Source organism: Flavobacterium sp. Flavsp81, assembly GCF_059491325.1.
In genome coordinates, this window is the sequence record NZ_CP168505.1 from 771,840 (window position 1) to 793,185 (window position 21,346).

Sequence of the window (21,346 nt, forward strand, 5' to 3'; positions counted from 1 at the left end):
TGCAGACTTATTTTATAAATTGCATTAACTATCTAACCACCTACATAAAAACAACCTAATGAAAAAATATTTAATTTTTATAATAATATTATTCATTGCCCAAGCATGCGCAACAAAGAAAAATAACGATCTTATAAAGAAAATTGATTCTGCTTTAGACAATTCCGTTAAGCAGTACCGGTATCTTTCGACAAAAGTACAGCCGGGAGAATACCCAAAATCCTGGAATGATAAAAAGCAGAAGCTCGAAACCAGTAATTCTGAGTGGTGGTGCAGCGGGTTTTATCCCGGAACCTTATTATATCTTAATGAAGCGGTGACAGCTCCGGATTTAAAAAAACAGGCTTTAATTTTTTTGGAAGACCTTAAAAAAGAACAAAATAATACTACCACTCATGACTTGGGATTTATGATGTACTGCAGTTTTGGAAACGCAGAACGTTTACATCCCGGCAAAGAATATGAAGCTATTTTGATGCAGAGTGCTAAAAGTCTTATCACCCGTTATAATCCTATTGCAAAGTGTATTAAATCCTGGGATAGTGCTCCCTGGAATCACGCATCAGCAGATGAAATGCCCGTAATCATTGATAATATGATGAATCTTGAACTGCTTTTTTGGGCCAGCAGACACAGCGGAGATTCTGTCTACCGGGATATTGCAATTAATCATGCCAATACAACACTTCAAAATCATTTCAGACCTGATTACAGTTCTTATCATGAAATAGTTTACGACACACGTGACGGAAAAGTTACCAAGAAGATTACCAATCAGGGAGCTGCAGATGAATCTTCATGGGCAAGAGGGCAGGCATGGGGCCTTTACGGATATGTCGTTATGTATCGTGAAACAAAAGATTTAAAGTATCTCGAACAGGCAAATCATATTGCAGACTATATTTTAACTAATCCAAATATGCCCAAGGATTTGATTCCATATTGGGATTATAATGCTCCCGGTATACCCAACGCCCTGCGTGATTCTTCAGCCGCTGCCATAACTGCTTCCGCCCTAATTGAACTTAGTGATTATGCTGATAAGCCACTTTCAGAGAATTATAGTAAAGCCTCTGCCACAATAATCAATACGCTGCTGAGTAATGAATATTTTGCGGATTTTAAAACGAACGGTGGATTTTTACTTAAACACGGAGTCGGAAATATGCCTAATAAAACCGAAATAGATACACCACTGAGCTATGGTGATTATTATTTAATTGAAGCTCTTTTGAGATACAAAAAGATATAACCTAGATTAAATTATTCGAAATCAATATTGCAGAAGCCACATCATAATTTACACAAGAAATAACCATGAAAAAAATAGTTTTAATTGTATTGCTTTTTACAGCATCTGTCTTTTATGCAGAGGCACAAGAAGGCTTAATAGTAAATACATCAGGAAGAAAAAATATATCTTTAAACGGAACCTGGCATTATATAATTGATCCTTATGATACTGGTTTTTATGATTACCGTTTTAAAGAGAGAGCGGAGAATGACCAAGGTGCCTATTGGAATAACAGCGAATCAAAGGATCCAACCAAGTGGACAGAGCATGGATACAAAGATCCCTACAGTATTCAAGTGCCGGGAGACTGGAACAGCCAGGATCGCATATTTCAGTATTATGAAGGAAGTGTATGGTACCAGCGTGAATTTGATAAACCATCAGTTTCCAACGGAGAAGATGTATACTTATATTTTGGAGCGGTCAACTATGAAGCACATGTATACCTGAACGGAAAAAAGTTAGGCACGCACAAAGGAGGTTTCACTTCTTTTAATTTTAAAATTCCAGACGGTTTGCTTAAAGATAAAGATAATTTTTTAGTTGTCAGAGCAGATAACAGACGCCATTCTGATGAGATTCCAACGGTTAATACAGACTGGTGGAATTACGGTGGCATTACCAGAGATGTTAAGCTGGTTATTGTACCTCAGGGTTTTATTGAGCAGTATAATTTACAGCTGGATCCGCTGACAAAGATAAGTACAGCCGGGCAAAAGGGAAAATATACACTTAACGGATGGGCGAAAACAAATAAAAAAGCCCAAGGAAAAATTACAGTAGAAATTGCCGAACTGAAACTCAAAAAAGAGTTTGATATTCAGGAAGATAGTGTATCTTTTAGTTTTGAAGTCAGTAAATTAAAGCTTTGGTCACCGGAAAATCCAAAGCTGTATGATGTAAAATTCAGTTTTAATAAAGAAACGATAGCAGAAAAAATAGGCTTTAGAAAAATTGAAGTATCAGGCAAAAAAATAGTATTAAACGGCAAACAGGTCTTTTTAAGAGGAATTAGTATTCATGAAGAAATACCTCAGGAAATCCGCCGTTCCCATGGAAAAAAAGATGCTTTGCAATTGTTAGGATGGGCAAAAGAACTAAATTGTAATATGGTACGTCTGGCGCATTATCCTCATGATGAGCAGACTATTAAAGTTGCAGATTCCCTGGGTCTTATGGTATGGAGTGAAATACCGGTATACTGGACAATTGATTTTAAAAGTGATGCTGTACTTGAAAAAGCAAAAAAACAGCTCAGTGAAATGATTGCCAGAGATCAAAACAGGGCAAGCATAATTATTTGGTCTGTAGGAAATGAAACCCCGATATCAGATGTTCGCACAAAATTTATGGGTTCACTGGTTACGCTGGCAAAAAAATTAGACTCCTCCAGAATTATATCTGCTGCATTGGAAGCCGGCTATAATGCAGGAGCAAATCATGTAGAAGATCCCTTGGGAAAATATACTGATATAGTTTCCTTAAACGAATATTTAGGATGGTATGGTGGAACACCCGAATCATGCCGTACTGCAAAGTGGACAGTAGCTTTTGATAAACCGTTTTTTATTAGTGAAACAGGTGCAGAGGGGATGCTTGGTTTCCATGCTGATAAAACAGTTCGGTTTAGTGAAGAATATCAGGAATGGTATTATCAGGAACAAATAAAAATGTTTGAAGAACGTTTTCCGGATAGTTACAGTGGGCTGTCACCATGGATTTTGGCAGACTTCCGTTCTCCGAGACGAAACAACCCAACCTATCAACAAGGCTGGAATACAAAGGGGCTTATCAGTAAAAATGGAGAAAAGAAAAAAACTTTTTATGTATTACAGGCGTACTATAAGAAAATTAAAGATAAAGAGCTGCATACAAATTAGTAAATAAATAGATTTGTGTGACTAATTCTATTGTAATATAAAATCATCTAATAAATGGCAACATAAATCCTTTAAAAGAGAATCTTTAAAGGATTTATGTTGCTTTTTTAATTAACGTTATTTTTACACTTATTTTTGTATATATTGCAGAATATTTTATATTATTTAATAAATTGGGAAAAATAATACAGAAGAATGTATTACTATTCTTAAAATTGGATTAAAATGGAAAGAAAAAAAATGTTTTGGCATTAATATTTGTAATTTCCAACTAAATAACTGACTATGGATATACTTACGGATTTGAATTTGGAGGATTCTACTAAACCGAAATACCTGCAGATAGCAGATTGTTTTATTGACAATATTTCCAGGGGAAATCTTAAGAATGGCGACCGTATTCCTTCAATCAATGAATTCAGTAAAGCATATAAATGTTCCAGGGATACGGTTGAAAAAGGGTATAAAGTACTAAAAGAAAAGAGAGCCATTAAAATCATCCCGGGAAAGGGAACCTATATTGACAGCACCAAATTAATAGCTGAAATAAATGTGCTTTTTTTGATCAATAAGCTGAGTACTTACAAACTTGAAATGTATAATTCTTTCTGTGCGACTGTTGATGATAACTTTCACAGTGATTTTGAGATTTATAATTGTGATGAATCTCTTTTTAAGAGTTTAATGGAAAAACATGCCAACAGGTATGATTATTACATTATAATGCCTCATTTTAAAATAGATAAACAGAGTCAGAACAATTTTAGCGGTGAATCTCTGGAAGTTATAAAAAGAATTCCTGCAGAAAAACTCATTATTATGGATAATAATGAATTGAAAATTGACGGGAATATAATTGAGATTTTTCAGGATTTTGAAGAGGATGTTTACAATGCCCTCATTGCCGGTTTGGAAAAGATAAAAAAATTTAAATCTATTAAATTAGCAGTAACCGATGATTATCATTATACGTATCTCAATAAGATCAAAAAAGGATTTACAAAGTTCTGCACCGAAAAAGCAATAGATTATGAGGTGTTGAATAAAATAAGCGAAGGAGCTGCAATTAATAAAGGAGATCTGTTTATTGTTGTGGAAGATGATGATTTAGTGAAACTTATCGATTCTGCAAATGCAAAAAATTTCAAGCTTGGTGAGGATATCGGAATAATATCTTATGATGAAACTCCCTTAAAAAGACTCCTTGGAATTGCTGTGATGTCTACAGATTTTAAAAAAATGGGAAATACGGCGGCAACAATGATAATGAATAATAATAAAGGAAAAATTAAAAACCCTTTTAATTTTATCGACAGGGATTCATTATAATTTTAGAAATTTGATCCAATCTATAATTAAAGAGTTTAAAATCGGAGTGTTGCCAGAATTTCTGCAATCGAAAAATGTGCCCCGCATACAAATTCATCGGCAGCACCATAATAGATAGTAAGCTGGTCGCCATTTACGACATGACCGTTAGTAAAAACCACATAGCCAAAAAAACCACTGAGTTCATAATTTTCCTGTGGCATCATGATAGGCTCCACAGAACGGGCAATTATATGCGAAGGGTTTTTAAGATCCATAAGGAAGGCACCCAGACAATATTGATGCTCGCTATTTGCACCATGATAAATTTCCAGCCATCCCTTTTCTGTCCTGATTGGCGCAGCACCTGCACCAACTCTTGCACTATCCCATAATCCGTGTCGGGTTTTTATTATGCATTGGTGATTTCCCCAGTGAATACCATCGTATGACTCGGCAAGCCAAATATAGTTACCCCCAATCTGCGGACTTGACGGGCGATGTAACGCATAATATTTACCATCAATTAACTCTTCGAAAATAGCACAATCCTTATTGTGCGGAGGAAGAATCATGTGTTTTTTTTCAAAATTTTTCCAGTCTTTAGTAGTACGCAATCCAACACCTACACCGTTTTCAGAAACGGCAGTATAGGTAAGATAATACGTTTCTCCAATCTTGCTTACTCTGCAGTCTTCTATACCAAATTGTTCCAGCGTGCCTTCGCCCATTATAGCTTCGGCATTTTCGGGTTCATAAAAATGTATTCCATCATCACTGCATAATAGTCTTAGGTGAGAAAGCGTGGTCAGATAATCAAGACCTTTATATTTAACTACTCTGGCGTCATTGGCTATTAAATCAGGATCATTAAGGGGTATTTCTATAATTTCTATTTTACCCATTGCATTAACAACCGGAAAGAAAATTACGCCTTCCTTTTGCGCAATGGATTCAGCAACCCTAACCAGCAGCCACGTTTTATTTTCAAATACAAATACACCAGGATTTAGCAAACTAATAATCTGAAGTTCAGGAGTACTTGCAGTTAAATCTTTAGGCATCAACAATGGATTTTCGGGAAAACGGCGGGCAATATCGGTCATAATGACTTTATTTGTTTAGATAAAATATTTCTTCAGGTAAGGTCGGCCTGTCCTATTTAAGATTCATGTATTGTAAAGTAAGTTAATTCATTACTAAAATTTTTATAGAATTGAACAGACATTTTATACAATTTGCATTAAGTAATTTATCATTAATCATAAGTTCGGATAATAATATAAACATCTCAGAAAATCATATAAAAAAACGAAATATGAACTGAAGTAATTTTACAAACGGAATAAAATTTGGAGTGATTTTAATAACGTTAATACTAAAACATATGTTTAAAAAAGGCCAAAACGTACAACAGGAATTTGGAAATCAAATAATGAAAATCATTGGGTTTGAACCTGATTTAATTGAAAACGTCATTACCCAATGGGAAGATGAAGAAGGAAATATTGTTACGGGAAAATTTATGGAGTCCCAGCTTATTCCGGCAGATGAATAGAAGGAAATTTACCTGAGCAATCTCAAGTCTGTCTATGAAGGCGGGTTGGATTTAATAAATAATCAGCTGAATCGGATGATCAACAATTTAAACGGCTTATAGTATGCTTAATGCTTATTAATTACAACGTAATTCTCACATTACAGCTTTAATTAAATCAGGAAATATTTACTTTATTTAGCAGCTTTACAAGGAAGAGAGATTCCCGGACCAGCTGCCGGATATTTTATTTCTTATTTAATTTCACCATACTTTCCAGCATAAAAATCCCGGTATGCATCTGCAATTTCTTCTGATGAATTCATTACAAAAGGACCTTCTGCCACCACGGGTTCTTTATATTCTTCTCCGCCAAACAATAGGATATCTATGGTTTCACCAGAGGTGTTTTTTATTTCAATTTCTCCTTCATCTCTGTCGAATTCTACAAACTCACCTGCATCAAATTCAATACCGTTAATGGTTGCATTTTGTGTAGGTAAAAATACGGCAACTTCAATTTTTTCAGCCAGCTTGATAGAAAACTGCTTGCCTGCTTCTACTTGAATGTGATACAAAAATTGTTCAGAATAGTTCGGAATCGAAGAACTTAATTCTTCATAGTTACCAACAATTACTCTTAGTTTACCGCTATTGTTTGGTAATTTTTTTTGTGGTACATCGTTGGACTGAATAGCTAGGTATTCTGGCTTTTCAGCCTTGTTTTTAGCAGGCAAATTTATCCAAAACTGGAAACCGTGAATAATTTTACTATCCGTCTCTGAATCGTAATTCATATTTCCATCATGAATGATACCATTTCCTGCTTTCATTCACTGTACGCCGCCGAGCGTATTTTTCCGCGATTACCTGCACTGTCGAAATGTTCTTCTTCTCCTTGCATCACATATGTCAATGTAGCAATGCCGCGATGTGGATGTGCACCCATACCATCCTTATGGATAGATTCTTTAATTACGGGGGCAGCATGGTCGAGAAAAACAAATGGACCAACTTTATTGGCATACCTGTTTGGTAACATCCGATTGATTGTAATAGGTCCAACATCTGCCCTGTGTCCTTTTGTTGAGAAACTTATTTCTTTTTTCATTATTTCTTTTATTTATTTTTCGTTTTAAACCTAAAATAATAGGATACTCCCAAAATCACTAAAAGGACAATAGGTATAAAGGCTACAGAAATTGGATCTCCACTTGAAAGATGTGCTATAAATGCTGAAACAAATGTTAGTGCGAAACCGAAATAAGCAAATGATTTTATTTTATCTGAAATAAGTGGAAGTATTAATACAAAAGCTCCTAAAATTTTTAGAACACCTAATTCAATTCTGAAATAATCCGGGAATCCTAGATGTACAAAGGCTGCTTTCATGTCTGCATTTGTAAAATATCCGAATGCACTAAAAAGCATCATAGCTGTAATAATACCTGTTGTTGTCCAATAAATAATTTTGTTTTTGTTCATTTTTTCTAATTTTTAGATGATCAATTTTTGTTGATTTAATAATGTAAAATTGCGACAGGAACAAGTAATAAAACGATGAGATATGATAAAAAAAACCGTTGACATTTGTCAACGGTTTTGTCTCTTTTAAAGAATTTGTTTCTTTGAATTTTAAAGCAAATTATATATTCACTACAATTTTTCCAAATTGTTGGTTTGACTCTAAATAGTTGTGAGCGACAACAATTTCATCCAGATTAAATACTTTATCAATGGTTGGTTTTAATTTTCCTTCGGCTACACCTTTGTCAATAAAAGCGATGGCTTGCATTAAAACTTCCATATTGCCTAAAACTTCAATTGCAGAATATCCTCTAATTGTTGGAGTTTTCATCATAACATCAAACGCAGGAAAAACTGCTGGTTCATGACTCAATGCACCATAAACAAATATTTTTCCGTTTTCGGCAATCGAGCTTAAAAGGTTACTGAATTTAGCCCCTACAACAGGATCTAAAATTACATGGGCACCAATATTATTGGTGATTTTTAAAATTTCAGTTGCTATATCTTCTTCTGATGTCACAATAACGTGGGAAGCACCTGCTTTTAATAATGCCTCTTTTTTCTTAGGCGAAGTGGTTAAAGCAATAGAAATTCCTCCAACATAATTTGTTATTTGAATAGCAGCAAGTCCGGCACTGCTTGAAGCTGCATTAACAACTACAAACTCTCCTGATTTTAATTTTCCTGAATGCACTATCATTCCGTACATTGTAGAGTAACTTGTCCATAAGGATGCTGCTTCATCATAAGATAAATTGGCTGGGTATTTATGTACTGCATAAGATGGCATCAGGATATATTCACCATAAGAAGAATAATTATGCAATGAAAACCCGGGAATGACATTTACAACATCACCTACTAATAAATTAGTGACTTCAGAACCTGTTGCTTCAATTATTCCTGCTGCTTCATAACCTAGCTTAGCAGGGAAAACAGGGTTTTCAATATACATTCCCTGACGATACATAACATCTGCTCTGTTAATTCCAATTGATTTAACCTGAATTCTTACTTCCTGTGGTCCTGGAACAGGTACTTCTAATTGTTCAACTTTTAATACTTCCGATTTTCCAGCCTCATGGAAAACAACTGTTTTAGACATTTTTGATAAATAACTCATTGTTTTATTTTTTAATATTTTTATTGATTTTGATAAGGCAAAGGTGCATCAAAGGCAGACCTTGCGACAATGAGATATGATAAAAAAAACCGTTGACATTTGTCAACGGTTTTTTTATTTAAAACTTAAAGTGGTGTTTATTTTGTTCCTTGTTTTCTAATTCGGCTCAATGTTTCTTTGGTGATGCCTAAATAAGAAGCGATGAGATGCTGCGGAAACCGCTGAACAAACTGTTGATGATGAATCGCGAACTCTTCATAGCGTTTTTCAGCTGTATTGCTGATAGTGGAGCTCAATCTACGCTGGTTGACAATAGCATTTCTTTCATCCATTACGCGCACCATTTGTACCATAGCAGGTATTTTGTCCATCAAATCCAGCATTTCAGCTCTTGTAATAATAAGAAGTTCGGTATCTTCCCATGCATCGATATTATAAACAGAAGGCGTAAGCATCGTTGAGCTTTCACGGTCATTTGCCCAATAGTTTTCGATAAACAGATGTACAATGTGTTCAACACCTTTATCATCCACGCTGTATTGCCGCATAGCTCCTTTTACAATGAAACCCGCATATTTACAAACATCACCTTCTTGTAAAAAGTATTGTTTTTTTCTCAGCTTTTTGGGTTGAAAAGCAGCTACAATTAAGGCTTCTTCTTCACCGGTAAGCGGAAATTTACTATAATGGTTGATATAGGCTAAAAGATTTTCGTGCATTGCTGATGGTTATATTTAAAACAGTGCAAGATAGAAAAAAATAACTTTTATTATTTAATTGCATCATTGACAGTTTGACTATCCACAAATTGCTCAAAACTTACAATTTTACTGTCTTTTAATTTCCAGACATGAGCCACTCTGGCTGCAAATGATTTGCCTGTAATTTTATAAGTACCTGTATATGTTCCGTATGCTACCACTTTATCATCACTGGCTACATAATCTTCCGGAGTAAATTTATAATCAATCCATTCGCTTCCTAATCTGCTGAAAACATTTTTGGTTATGTTATCTAAACCAATATAAGTTCCTCCGTACGGAAAACCTTTGGCTTCTGTCCATGAAATATCATCAGCTGCATATTTAGCCAGGTTTTTACCGTTTTCTTCCGAAGTTTTTCCTTCGTAAGTGCTTTTTATAATTTCAAGATTTGTCATTGCCTTTTTATTTAAGGAACAGCCTGACAATACCAAAAGTATCGTCAGACTGTAGTGGATTGATTTTTACCATTTCATTTCTCCCGTATTTACTTTTGCACCAATCTGTAATGCTGTTTCAAAAGTAAGTGCCGGGTATTTTGTTTTCAAAGTTGTAATTAAAGCTTCTGATGTTTTATTGGTTTTCAAAGCTTCTTCGTAAAATTGAATATAGCTTTTGGTATGATTCACGGCAGCTATATCGAATGGAGAATTTGAATTGGCATGTGCAGGAATTACAATTTCAGGTTTCAAAGCTGAAATTTTGTCTAAAACTGAAATCCAGCTTTTACGGGCTTCAGGGGTTTGTGCATCCGCCATCCAAAGATGGAAAGTTGTTCCAAAAATATTGATTCCGCCAACAACCGCTTTAATAGAAGGAATCCATACAAAAGTTTTATTTGGGAATTCTTCCAAACCAATGATTTCTAATTTCTGGCCTTCCAATTCAATATTATTTCCTTTTAAAACCTGAGGTAAAATGACATTTGAAGTAATATTTTTGCCTAATCTTTCACCCCAAACTTCTAGTTTCTTTTGAGCTGTAGCTTTTATATGTTCTACAGTTGCAGGCGAAGCATAAGCGGTAACTTCAGGAAAATATTTTTTGAATACTTCCAGTCCGAAGTAAAAATCAGGATCACCGTGAGAAACAAAAATAGTAGTCAGTTTTTTGCCGCCTGCTTTAATTTCCTGTGCTACTTTTTCTGCATCCGCCAAAGTAAATTGTGCGTCAATCAAAACAGCATCTGTTTTTCCGGATACAATTACCGATGCTACACCAAAACTGTTTTCTGATGCGTTGTAAACCTGAAGTTTTAAATTTTTAGTTTCTATAGTTTTAAAATTTTGTGCTTGTGCTTCCATATTAAATAAAGTTAAGATTGTTAAAAGTATTGCTGAAATGTTGTATTTATTCATGACTCTTTATTTCTTTTATATTGATGAAATCTTCGATTTATCTCACGGTAATTTTTTTCAAAAGTGTATACCCGTCAACAGTATTGCCTGTAACACTATCTGACATGTTTTTGCTTAAACTATCTGAAAAGATACTGTCTTGTGTATTAGACCTGTCCGGGGCACCATTGTAACCATTAGTTGCATAAACCTCAGAATAGACAGAAGCAGGAAAAGCAATTTGTGTTACTAAAATCGAAGTTCCACTTGTTGTGAGGATTTCAACATGGATATGGGGCGCTCTGCCCGGATACCATCCCGGAAAGATACTGATGAAAGATACTTGCCCATTAGCATTTGTGGTTTGTCTCCCGCGAAGAAAGTTCTGGCCGCTATAATTGGTAGTTTGTAATTGATTGCCGCCGTACTGGGAATAATTACCATCTTTATCACATTGCCAAACATCTACGAATACTCCTTCAAGAGGCGTGCAGCCATTGCTTTGGTCTTGTATGGTCAGGGTCATTAAAAGCGGGATGCCTGTTCTGTCGCCAATAATACTGGCCCTGACATATTGTGCAGGAGTAAGGATAGGAAAAGGTCCTACGGTTTCTGTTGGGGAAATTGCACAATCATTTGGGTTATTGCTGCCACCATTTGCAGAAGTGGTTACCGCGTCATTATCCTTTGAGCAAGAGCTGATTGCAGTAGGTAAAGCTACAATTGCCCCCAGGCCGAAGAAACTATTCTTTAGGAATTTTTTTCTGTCCATTACTTTATTTTTAGTAATAAATTAAACTATAATACAAATATGAAGCTAACTAATACCTGAACCCATTAAACTAGTTTAATAAATCTAATGTATCAATTTGTTCTGTAATAGTTTCAAAAGAGGCATAACCCTGTTCTAAAAGATAGATTTTACCTTCTTTTTCTGCCAGAAGTGTAGGATAGGAGCTGGCGTATTTTTGTGCCAAAGCGAAGGTTTTCTGTGTTTCTTTTTTGATTATCTCAGAATGAAATGTTTTTTGAAACTCTTCTTTATTCAATCTCAGCTTTTCACAAATACTAAAATAAGTTTCATCACTATTGAGGTCTTTTCCGTACCAATATCTCGTTTTTTGCACTTCAATAGCGAACGGAATAGATTGCGATTCCCATAATTTCTTTGCACTGACAATGGCTCTTGATGGTACTTCGCTATCCAAAACAATATTTTCATTCTCTATAAGCTCAAAATAGGCTTTACCAAATTCAGTTCCTGTGGTTTGCTGTACTTGTGGATCGTGTTTTTTGATAAACTGTGCCATTTGTTTTGATTGTTTACGAGCATTTGTGCCAATCCACATTCCGGCAGGCAAAATTTCGAAATCAATCAGACCTTTATATTTTTCGTATAGTTTTTGTGTATTGGTGCTGTTTCCATAACACCAGCCACAAAGCGGATCCATTACATAAATTAGTTTACTCATTATATTGTGTTTTTTGCATTCATAGCCGACCCCGTAAGTGAACGGATGAAATAATTTTCAATTTATTTAGTGATTGATTGCTAGTGTAATACTATACAAAGATGGTATCAAAAGAGATACAAAAACATTAAAGTAGTTTAATAAATAAAAGGGGAACCTTATTTTTTCAAGACAATTTTCTTTCGAATATTACTCAGAAAAACATTGGTGATTCCCAAATACGCAGCTATTTGAATGTTTGAAAGGCGCTGAATAAGATGTGGGTATTTTTCTGCAAACTCAAGATATCGAAATTCCGCAGTTTTGCTTAGATTGTCTATCATTCTTCGTTGAAGGGCAACGTGTGTTTTTTGGGTCATTACCCGAAACAATTTTTCTATTTCAGGTATATTTGAATAGGCATATTCTTTATCTTTTTTAGAAATGATAAGGACTTCGCTATCTTCAAGGGCTTCTATAAAAAGTCGTGACGGTGTTTCGGTGGTAAAACTGTCGATATCGGTAATCCACCAATTTTCAACAGCAAAATAAAGTATTTGTTCAAAACCATTTTGATCAATATGATATACGCGAAAGAGTCCTTTAACAACAAAGCCTTCAAACTTGCAAACTTCTCCTTCCCGGAGCAAAAAACTTTTTTTCTTAATTGTTTCGTGCTCGAATAAATTGCAAAACGCTTCTGTTTCTTTTTCAGAAAGTGAAATATGTTCTGCGATATTATTTTTAAGAAGTCTGATCATATTTTTCCATTAAAAAGCATAAATATAATCAATTTTAATCATCGAGAAAGAAGTGGTAAGTTTATAAAATTATAATTTAAAATAAGACTAAGGCAAGAGCTTATAATTCTATAACTAAAACATAAAGAGGCTATTAAACCTCTTTGTTTGTTTTATTTTAAGGATTACTGTGTTTATTCCTTGTATAATATAATTGTAGCCTTATAACCAGTACCAACATTCCACTGGCTTGCTTCTATAACAGCTCCATTAGCGTCATAAACCTGAAATTCAGCGGTGTTAGGTGATGCATAGCCCTCATTAAGAGCTTCAAAATCAATTTTATTAATCCCTTTTACCAAATCTATTTTGAATCCCTGAAATTCTCCATCCAGAATAACTTCAGGCTTAATTACCTTGTCATTCAAATATACTTTTATCTTATCGCCATCTACGGAAGCTGCATCGCGATAACGAATTGTAGAAACAAATGTTTTAGTTCTAAAGCCACCTAAATATTGATTTCTTCTATAATAAATGCCCTCAGTATTAGACTCTCTTTTATACAGATTAGTATCCTTAAAAAGTCCCTCGGGATTTATAATCAAAGAATCTTTCTTTTCAACAGTCGGAGGATCAATTTTAGGAGTAATTTCTTCCGGAGGAATCATTTCTTCAATTTTCTGATCTTTAGTTGGAATCGATCTATATTCTTTTTTATTCAGCTCCTGCTGCGCATAGCCTTGCATGTAAACACCAACCATAATCATTAAAAACAATATATTCTTCATAACTCTTAATCAATAAATTAAAACACATAACATTTCTTTATATAACATTTAGTTATAGATGTTTATTGCATTTGCAGAAAATTAATTAGTAAAATCAATTATATCCGTAATGAACACAGCTACAAATCTTAAAATTTCCCGACTTAGATTGGTTTGAATATCTTAACTATAAGTTTGATTGTTATTACCGGGCAAATCAGGTTTCGGTATAGTTTTGTATCCATAATAAACTACGAAGAAATATGGAACTTCAAATTCTAAATAATCATTAAAATTTAAACAAGATGAGAAGAATAGGAATTTTAACAATTGCATCACTTATGTTATTTGGAAGTGCATACGCTCAAAAAAAGACAAAAGAACAAACCAAAAAAATGACAGAAATGGAACAGATATCACCCACAGGATATACGACTTTTAAAGTAAGTAAGAATGTTAAGATGTACAAGGTTACTTTTAAAAATCAATACAGAATGGATGTTGCCGGACATCTTTTTATACCTGATAATTTAGACCGTAATGCCAAACACGCAGCAATCATTGTTGGTCATCCGATGGGTGCCGTGAAAGAGCAAAGCGCAGATCTGTATGCCTCAAATATGGCTGACCGAGGTTTTATTAGTATGGCAATTGACGTTTCTTTCTGGGGTGAAAGTGAAGGTCAGCCACGTAATGCAGTTTTGCCGGATATTTATGCGGAAAGTTTTAGTGCAGCAGTAGATTTTTTGGGCACACGTCCATTTGTTGACAGAAATAATATTGGAGTTATTGGTGTTTGCGGCAGCGGAAGCTTTGTTATCAGCGCTGCAAAGATTGACCCGAGATTGAAAGCTATTGCAACAGTAAGTATGTATGATATGGGATCTGCCAATCGTAATGCGCTGAATCATTCCCAAACTCTCGAGCAGAGAAAGAAAATTATAGCTGAAGCTGCAGAGCAACGTTATGTAGAGTTTACCGGTGGCGAAGTCAAATATACAGGTGGAACTGTGCATAAGCTGGATGAAAACACGAATCCGGTTCAGCGGGAATTTTATGATTTTTACCGTACTCCGCGTGGTGAATATACTCCGAAAGGCGGATCACCGTTAACTACAACACACCCAACTTTGAGCAGTAATATTAAATTTATGAACTTCTATCCCTTTGATGATATAGAAACAATTTCACCTCGCCCTCTGCTTTTTATTACTGGAGATAAAGCGCATTCAAAAGAGTTCAGTGAAGATGCTTATAAACGTGCAGCAGAACCAAAAGAATTATATTATGTTCCAAATGCGGGTCACGTAGACCTTTATGATAAATTAGAATTGATTCCTTTTGATAAGCTGGAAGCATTTTTTAAAAAATATTTAAAGTAACCGGGGTATGAAAACTAAATTATTACAATCTAAGTAAGTAATTGATAATAAGTATTTCAACTAAATGAATTTATATGAAACAAATATTTTTAATGATTTTTTTTTAGGATTTTCTTTTGTTATAGTTTTCGCATCCTGCAACAAAGACAATGTAACCGGAAATAATAGTAATATTGAAAATAATGAAAACACGAATAGTAATAATGAAACTATGGGCAGTAAAATAAGAATTAAGATTGGTTCAGGTACTTTTAGTGCTACACTTTTAAATAACGTTACAGCGACAGCATTCAAAGCAATGTTACCAATGACGATTAATATGAGTGACCTGAATAGTAATGAGAAGTTTTATAATTTCCCGACTAATCTGCCTGTTAATTCATCCAATCCTTCAACTATCCAAGCAGGAGATTTGATGATGTATGGATCTAATACATTTGTGCTTTTTTATAAAACATTTTCTACATCTTACAGTTATACAAAACTCGGTCGTATTGATGATACAACCGAGCTCTCTAAAGCACTTGGTAATGAAAATGTTAGCGTTGCTTTTGAATTGCAGTAAGAAAGATTTAAAAACTATAGTATGATTTTTATATTTCACTCAAAGCTTCAAATCTTCTAATGAAGGTTCAATTCGTAAATTAAATTTTACTACAAACCCCATTGTAAATCAATGGGGTTTGTATTTTTATCTTTCCACGACCAGGGGATTTGTGCCATTTGCTACATGCTTTAATTTATTTTCAGAATTTCCTAATTCTCACAAAAAGCGCCAATTTGCTGCAAATGTCTCTCCGTTTGGTATTTATTAAAGTTATCCCATTTTGGAGGAAAACTTGTTTTTTGTCCATACATGGAATCCAGGCAAATATTGTTGTCTTTGTACTTATCATGCAAAACGGCGAGAATTTTAAAGAAAAATTCGTCCAGCATTACGATAGCTTCAAATTCAGATTTTAGTATAGTATAATTAGAATCTGATGGATTTAATAATTGCAGTAAATCCAAAACTTCGTTCTTTTCAGCTTCATTAATTTCCGCTAAATAACCCATTTTTAAAGTTTTAAAAACCAGATTATTCCAAGCTTTGCTGTCATGTCCCCATTGAACATCGGAAAGATTTAAAGAATGCTCACAAATTAGAATAATAGAGAAAAGAACATCATTCAGATACTCAGCCGGAAACTCGTCAAAGCTTCTGAATTCAAAACCGCTTTGGTACATCTTCTCCTGATTGAAATCAAGACCTACTTCCGAAAGCATTTCATACTCCATATCTGCTTCAATCTGATCTCGCCACCAAATATTATCCTCTTTTTCGAATTTTAGCAGTTTCCTAAAATCATCTACATTATAGGTTAGGATTTTACCTTTTGGCATTGCTTTGTTATAAGTTCCTACGCCTATATAACGCGACATAGCATTCCTCATAGAACCTAAAGTAAATTTTTCATCCAGACTGTACTTATCACTTATTACGCCCATAATATCAGGACTTCCAAGAGTTGCTATAAAAAAAGGCTCAAACCATTGCAGCAAATAAATAGCATTGGCATGTGTTTTTTCAAAATCATTGTAATCTATAATTCTGCTGTCTTCTGTTAATGACGGTAAGGTAATGTGAAAGTGATATGTTCCGTTATTAAACAAAACGAGGTTTTCCTGATTGGTCATAAACATATTAAGACCATTGTTGTAATCCGGAAAATTTAATTTACCATTTAATACAGACGATTCATTGATTTTGTCAAGGAATAACTTTTTGGTCGCTTTTAGCTCCTTGCAGGAATCTGCTATTGTACGGTTTTCAAAATATTTAGTAACAAACTCTATAGAATCACCATCAAAATGTACAGAACCCATTGTTTTGTTTCTTTGGGTAATCATACTTTGAATATTGTATGGCTGATCCTCAAGGAAAATTTCCATGATTGATTTTCCCAAATATTCAGGGTTTTCAAGTGGCTGAGGGCTAACTTCGGTAGTTTCTGAAGTTTCAACCGATGGCTTTACAGCTGATAATGTTTTGTGTTGGTAGTTTACATCCAGTTTTTCCAATGAATGACTGTTGATCATTCGGCTCACTTTATAGTTTTTATCCAGTCCAAAAGCTTTTTCCAAAATAGGAGCTAAGCTTTCTGGCTTATAGCATTTTCTATAGTCAATACTGTATTTCTCAAAACCAATTTTTTCTTGTATAAACTCACCAGAAACTATTAGGGATTCTTCAAATTGCATGTAGGTTTCGTTTTCTAATCCAATTCCCCAATAATATTTTTTTGTCTGATTGTCTTTCATTTATACTTACTTTCTTTTTATGATGATTAACTTATTTTTATTTGGTAATAGGAATCTAATCTTTTAAATATCAGAGCCAAAAAATCTTTAACGGACTAAGCATTATTATTTTGCAACCATTAAAAGCCTGATTTTGCTTTAAAAAATTATTCTCAGAAATTTTGCACTTGTATCGACTGAAGTATCGTGAAAGTAATTTTATGTGGGTCATAAAACTATTGTTAGTAATCACTTTTATATCAACAATGTAAGCAGATAAATAGCTAAATTACGATTTTTGCTATTCTTTGTTTTTCTAAGTTGCAAAAGTAATACTTTATTGTGTCATTTACAAGTAGTTAACAGACTGATAATCAATAAATATTTTAGAAGTTTGAACAATCCTGCTAAATGCTTTATTTATTCATGATAATAAAACACATAGGAAGAATATAAATCATCATTCCACCAATCTTTTCTAACATCTGAAAAATAATTATAATTTAACTTTCCAGCTTGTGATTGCAGTGGATATACAACTACACCATTCTCCCTGTATGCTTTATTTAAATCCGTTTCGGGAATAACAGGAACAATATGCCCGGAAAGTCCTTTTATTTTTCTTTTGGCGCAAATTATTCCGATTCCGCCATTAGCATTTACTTTATTTTGAACTTCATCAGCAGTAAACATTCTTTCCCAGCCAAAACTGGTTCCCCATTGCAAAAACCAATCGTGTATGGCACTGGAGTAAATACGATCGACAGTTTGCTCAAAAATGGTTTCTACTTCCTGTCCCTGAAGTATTTTTTCCAGAGACTCATCCGTCCACCAAACCGTTGGAAGGTACACTTTACAGAAATAACAATAATCGTAGGAGTACACATTGCAGTAAGTATCTTCCACAGTTTTTTGATACCTGGCACTGACAGCAACATCCAGTTTTTCGATGAGTCGGCCAATACTTTCTTTTTTACTGGCAGTATCCGTCAAATCTCTAAACGGAATAGAGGAGTCTCCAATAGGTTTTTCCTTCATTTCCATAGAATCTAATCGGGATTCCGGATCGGGTAATAAATCGGCTTTCTTTATTTTGCTATTTGGTACCGGATTATCACCCAGAGCTAACGATGCTGCTGATACAGTATGTTTTTCCATCTTGACTACTTAAAATTAATTGGCATAACGCTACAGAAATTGATTATTCCACAACGTAATTTTGTCAACCAGGAAGCAAATGTAACGATTTTAAACTTTCCGAAGAATTCCGGAAAAAGACAAACTATAAAAACATTGCGATTAGGTTAGTTAAAAAAAAAAATCCATAGCCTAATCGTCTTTGAATTACACTTAATAGGTAAATTTGTTTAAACATATTATTTACTTGTTGTCCACAAATTTATTGTTTGCTTCATTATACCGGGCACCTGTATTTGGATATTTTTTTAAGATATCTTCAATAGCGGAAAGGTTTTCCTTAGTTAGAATCACATCAGTTGAGCCTGCATTTTCAATTAAGTATTTTCTGCGTTTTGTGCCTGGTATAGGTATAATATTTTCACCTTGTGCTAAAACCCAAGCAATAGCCAATTGTGCCGGAGAGCAGTTTTTTGTTGTTGCTAAAGCAGCAAATTCCGTGGTAAGATCAGTATTGTTTTTAGCATAAGTATCCTGGAAACGAGGTAAAGTTTTCCTAAAATCAGTATCTCTTAATTTATTTACATCCAATGTATTAGTAATTAGACCTCTTGCCAGTGGACTATATGGAACAAATGAGATTCCCAATTCATTGCACAGCGGTAAAATTTGTTTTTCTACATCACGGGTAAGCAAGGAATATTCGCTTTGAAGAGCACTTATAGGATGTACTGCATGAGCTCTTTTGATTGAAATGGCAGAAGCTTCCGAGAGTCCAAGATAACGTATTTTGCCTTCCTTAACTAAATCTGCCATTGCACCAACAGTTTCTTCTATAGGTACATTCGGGTCGACACGATGTGCGTAATACAAATCGATAACATCCGTTTGTAATCTTTTCAAACTGTCTTCTACAGCTTTCTTCAGGTATTCAGGAGATCCATTGAAGGCGGTGTATTTGCCTCTTGTATTAAGTTCAAAGCCAAATTTGGTAGCAATAAATATTTTCTGACGATTGGGTTTTAAAACTTTTGAAATTAGTTTTTCATTTGCGCCATCCCCGTAAATATCCGCAGTATCCCAAAAATTAATTCCTAATTCTAATGCTTTTTCAAGAGTAGCAATAGATTCATTATCATCCGGTTCACCATAAGCATGATTCATGCTCATACATCCTAATCCTATAGTGGATAAAGCTATTTCTGTTTTTCCTAAAGTTCTGTATTTCATATTTGAATATATTTTTAATAAAACAAAGGTAGAACGTTATGTTTTTGGAAAGTATAAAAATTCAAATGGATACTTCTAAAATTCAATCAATAGTTTTTCGCATTTCGTTAGGTGTCCTGCCAGTATATTTTTTATAAAAAGTTGTAAAATATGCCGGACTATCAAATCCCAGGCAATAACCAATTTCGGAAATAGGCCAGCTGCTATGCTTTAATAAGTCGTTGGCTTCTAATATAATTCTTGCAGTAATATGCTCAGTTGTTGTTTTACCGGTGATTTCCTTTACTGCCTTGTTGAGATGGTTGGTGTGTACAGAAAGATGATGTGAAAAATCTTTTGCCGATTTAAGCTTTAATTGATTTTGCATGGAATCAATCGGAAATTGCCTTCCTAATAGTTCAAAAAAAAGTGATGTTACTCGTGCTGAAGCATTTGTCTGTAATTCGTAACCTTTTACCGGCTTCATTTTTAGAGCCTCGTAAATAATCAAATGCAGATAATTACGCATCAAATCCTGCTTGAAAGGGTAGGAGCTTTTATTTTCCTCCATCATTTTGCGATAAAAATCCGAAATACGATCAATACTTTGCTTATCGGGGAAATATACTTTTTCTGTATCTATATCAAACATAGGCAGATCCGAAAGCAGTTCATCCCGTTGTTTTACAAACGCATCATTGAAGATACAAAACCAGCCCTCCTGATTTTCAGATTCCGGTTGCCAGTAATAAGGAACCAGTGGGTTTGTAAACAATAAAACAGGAGTATCAATATATATTGTTCTGTTTGCATATTCAAGCTTTCCTGTCCCTACAAGTAATGTCACTTTATAATAATCCCGTCTCGAATAAGGTATGACAGTTTTACAATCTGCTCTTTCAAAAACATTAATATGCGGTCCATCTTGTGAAATTTTTCCTGTTACAGAATAATTAATCCTTTGGTAAAAGCCGTTGATATCTTCTTTCGTATTCATAACGTAAAATTATAAAATTCAAATAAATATATCATAAAAAAGATGGTCAGCCTGAGTATTTTATATTATAAACCAGATTGTATTTATAAAAGAAAAGTTAGTTCGGGAAAATAAAATTTTGTCAATAGTACTTAATAGCTGAAAAATATATCCAAAATATAAATAAAACCTGCAGAGGTATTCTAAACCATAAATAGGTGGGGCCATTTCCATCGGAACTTCCTTTTTGATAATCGATATGGTGAAGGGCAGCATAAATATTAGCAGGAACAATAAGAATGAAAAATATAATTAGCAGCCAGCCAGTCAAAATTCTGATACCAGGAAAAAAGAGTCCCAAAGCCCCAATGATTTCAATAATACCAGTCAGGTAAACAATTTGTGTTTTGTATGGAACAAATGCAGGCAGCATCATAGCCATACCTTTATTAAAAGCAAAATGCCCTGTAGCAGTAAAAAGCAGCATAACTGACATTGCAATTCTCCCTGACAAAGCAAATTCATAATTACCGTAGAATAGATTTGTCGTCAGAAGACAGATAGCAAAAACGCTCAGCAATACAATTAATGGTTTCATGTTTTTTTTACAAAGTTCTTGTATTGCAGACGA

General features: G+C 34.2%; 23 protein-coding genes. 6 read left to right on the forward strand and 17 right to left on the reverse strand.

All coding sequences use genetic code 11. From position 1 onward, the window contains the following. The first annotated feature begins 58 nt into the window (after positions 1-58). The 3 genes from ACEN92_RS03280 (at position 59) to ACEN92_RS03290 (ending at position 4,503) form a co-directional block, all read left to right on the forward strand. On the forward strand, positions 59-1,252 hold the full coding sequence (locus ACEN92_RS03280) for a glycoside hydrolase family 88 protein (RefSeq protein ID WP_495640942.1): 1,194 nt from the start codon (positions 59-61) through the stop codon (positions 1,250-1,252). Positions 1,253-1,317: 65 nt separating this feature from the next. After that, positions 1,318-3,174, forward strand: a complete 1,857-nt coding sequence (locus ACEN92_RS03285) for a glycoside hydrolase family 2 protein (protein ID WP_495640943.1) — start codon at positions 1,318-1,320, stop codon at positions 3,172-3,174. A gap of 285 nt (positions 3,175-3,459) precedes the next feature. Continuing rightward, the gene (locus ACEN92_RS03290; RefSeq protein WP_495640944.1) at positions 3,460-4,503 is read left to right on the forward strand and encodes a GntR family transcriptional regulator; all 1,044 of its coding nucleotides are present in this window, start codon (positions 3,460-3,462) and stop codon (positions 4,501-4,503) included. A 35-nt stretch (positions 4,504-4,538) separates the two neighbouring features. On the opposite strand, the gene ACEN92_RS03295 is transcribed toward ACEN92_RS03290, so the two are convergent. Continuing rightward, entirely contained in the window at positions 4,539-5,588 is a 1,050-nt protein-coding gene (locus ACEN92_RS03295) for a glycoside hydrolase family 130 protein (protein ID WP_495640945.1), read from the reverse strand. 281 nt (positions 5,589-5,869) lie between these two features. On the opposite strand from ACEN92_RS03295, the gene ACEN92_RS03300 reads away from it, so the two are divergent. Further along, positions 5,870-6,040 (forward strand): hypothetical protein, encoded by a 171-nt coding sequence (locus ACEN92_RS03300; protein WP_495640946.1) that lies wholly within the window; start codon positions 5,870-5,872, stop codon positions 6,038-6,040. A 233-nt stretch (positions 6,041-6,273) separates the two neighbouring features. Here ACEN92_RS03300 and ACEN92_RS03305 read toward each other — a convergent pair whose 3' ends face one another. The 11 genes from ACEN92_RS03305 to ACEN92_RS03355 form a co-directional block, all read right to left on the reverse strand. Beyond that, a complete protein-coding gene (locus tag ACEN92_RS03305; protein ID WP_495640947.1) occupies positions 6,274-6,852 on the reverse strand; it encodes a pirin family protein in 579 nt (192 codons plus the stop codon). Continuing rightward, positions 6,849-7,130, reverse strand: a complete 282-nt coding sequence (locus ACEN92_RS03310; protein WP_495640948.1) for a pirin family protein — start codon at positions 7,128-7,130, stop codon at positions 6,849-6,851. The genes ACEN92_RS03305 and ACEN92_RS03310 overlap by 4 nt, the downstream gene beginning before the upstream one ends. A gap of 8 nt (positions 7,131-7,138) precedes the next feature. After that, the gene (locus ACEN92_RS03315; protein ID WP_495640949.1) at positions 7,139-7,504 is read right to left on the reverse strand and encodes a DoxX family protein; all 366 of its coding nucleotides are present in this window, start codon (positions 7,502-7,504) and stop codon (positions 7,139-7,141) included. Between the two features lie 160 nt (positions 7,505-7,664). Next, positions 7,665-8,672 carry a zinc-dependent alcohol dehydrogenase family protein gene (locus tag ACEN92_RS03320; RefSeq protein WP_495640950.1) on the reverse strand — a complete coding sequence of 336 codons (1,008 nt, stop codon included), beginning with the start codon at positions 8,670-8,672 and terminating at the stop codon, positions 7,665-7,667. 137 nt (positions 8,673-8,809) lie between these two features. Further along, positions 8,810-9,391, reverse strand: coding sequence for a Crp/Fnr family transcriptional regulator (locus ACEN92_RS03325; protein ID WP_495640951.1), 582 nt, complete (start codon positions 9,389-9,391; stop codon positions 8,810-8,812). A 50-nt stretch (positions 9,392-9,441) separates the two neighbouring features. Further along, positions 9,442-9,831 (reverse strand): nuclear transport factor 2 family protein, encoded by a 390-nt coding sequence (locus ACEN92_RS03330; RefSeq protein ID WP_495640952.1) that lies wholly within the window; start codon positions 9,829-9,831, stop codon positions 9,442-9,444. Between the two features lie 66 nt (positions 9,832-9,897). Continuing rightward, positions 9,898-10,791, reverse strand: coding sequence for an MBL fold metallo-hydrolase (locus ACEN92_RS03335; RefSeq protein WP_495640953.1), 894 nt, complete (start codon positions 10,789-10,791; stop codon positions 9,898-9,900). Positions 10,792-10,828: 37 nt separating this feature from the next. Then, positions 10,829-11,542, reverse strand: a complete 714-nt coding sequence (locus ACEN92_RS03340; protein ID WP_495640954.1) for a dioxygenase family protein — start codon at positions 11,540-11,542, stop codon at positions 10,829-10,831. A 70-nt stretch (positions 11,543-11,612) separates the two neighbouring features. Beyond that, entirely contained in the window at positions 11,613-12,242 is a 630-nt protein-coding gene (locus tag ACEN92_RS03345; RefSeq protein WP_495640955.1) for a DsbA family protein, read from the reverse strand. A 158-nt stretch (positions 12,243-12,400) separates the two neighbouring features. Further along, positions 12,401-12,982, reverse strand: coding sequence for a Crp/Fnr family transcriptional regulator (locus ACEN92_RS03350; RefSeq protein WP_495640956.1), 582 nt, complete (start codon positions 12,980-12,982; stop codon positions 12,401-12,403). A gap of 173 nt (positions 12,983-13,155) precedes the next feature. After that, positions 13,156-13,752 (reverse strand): hypothetical protein, encoded by a 597-nt coding sequence (locus ACEN92_RS03355; RefSeq protein ID WP_495640957.1) that lies wholly within the window; start codon positions 13,750-13,752, stop codon positions 13,156-13,158. Positions 13,753-14,036: 284 nt separating this feature from the next. Between ACEN92_RS03355 and ACEN92_RS03360 the strand changes: the two genes are divergently transcribed. Together ACEN92_RS03360 and ACEN92_RS03365 are read left to right on the forward strand one after the other, a co-directional pair. Continuing rightward, entirely contained in the window at positions 14,037-15,113 is a 1,077-nt protein-coding gene (locus ACEN92_RS03360; RefSeq protein ID WP_495640958.1) for an alpha/beta hydrolase, read from the forward strand. A 64-nt stretch (positions 15,114-15,177) separates the two neighbouring features. Beyond that, the gene (locus ACEN92_RS03365) at positions 15,178-15,678 is read left to right on the forward strand and encodes a cyclophilin-like fold protein (protein ID WP_495640959.1); all 501 of its coding nucleotides are present in this window, start codon (positions 15,178-15,180) and stop codon (positions 15,676-15,678) included. A 191-nt stretch (positions 15,679-15,869) separates the two neighbouring features. On the opposite strand, the gene ACEN92_RS03370 is transcribed toward ACEN92_RS03365, so the two are convergent. The 5 genes from ACEN92_RS03370 to ACEN92_RS03390 form a co-directional block, all read right to left on the reverse strand. Continuing rightward, positions 15,870-17,414 carry a hypothetical protein gene (locus tag ACEN92_RS03370; protein ID WP_495640960.1) on the reverse strand — a complete coding sequence of 515 codons (1,545 nt, stop codon included), beginning with the start codon at positions 17,412-17,414 and terminating at the stop codon, positions 15,870-15,872. A 399-nt stretch (positions 17,415-17,813) separates the two neighbouring features. After that, on the reverse strand, positions 17,814-18,551 hold the full coding sequence (locus tag ACEN92_RS03375) for a hypothetical protein (protein ID WP_495640961.1): 738 nt from the start codon (positions 18,549-18,551) through the stop codon (positions 17,814-17,816). 222 nt (positions 18,552-18,773) lie between these two features. Then, positions 18,774-19,760: an aldo/keto reductase gene (locus ACEN92_RS03380; RefSeq protein WP_495640962.1), complete on the reverse strand. Its 987-nt coding sequence runs from the start codon at positions 19,758-19,760 to the stop codon at positions 18,774-18,776. An 82-nt stretch (positions 19,761-19,842) separates the two neighbouring features. Next, entirely contained in the window at positions 19,843-20,736 is an 894-nt protein-coding gene (locus ACEN92_RS03385) for an AraC family transcriptional regulator (protein ID WP_495640963.1), read from the reverse strand. Positions 20,737-20,857: 121 nt separating this feature from the next. Then, the gene (locus ACEN92_RS03390; RefSeq protein ID WP_495640964.1) at positions 20,858-21,313 is read right to left on the reverse strand and encodes a DoxX family protein; all 456 of its coding nucleotides are present in this window, start codon (positions 21,311-21,313) and stop codon (positions 20,858-20,860) included. Between the last annotated feature and the right edge of the window lie 33 nt (positions 21,314-21,346).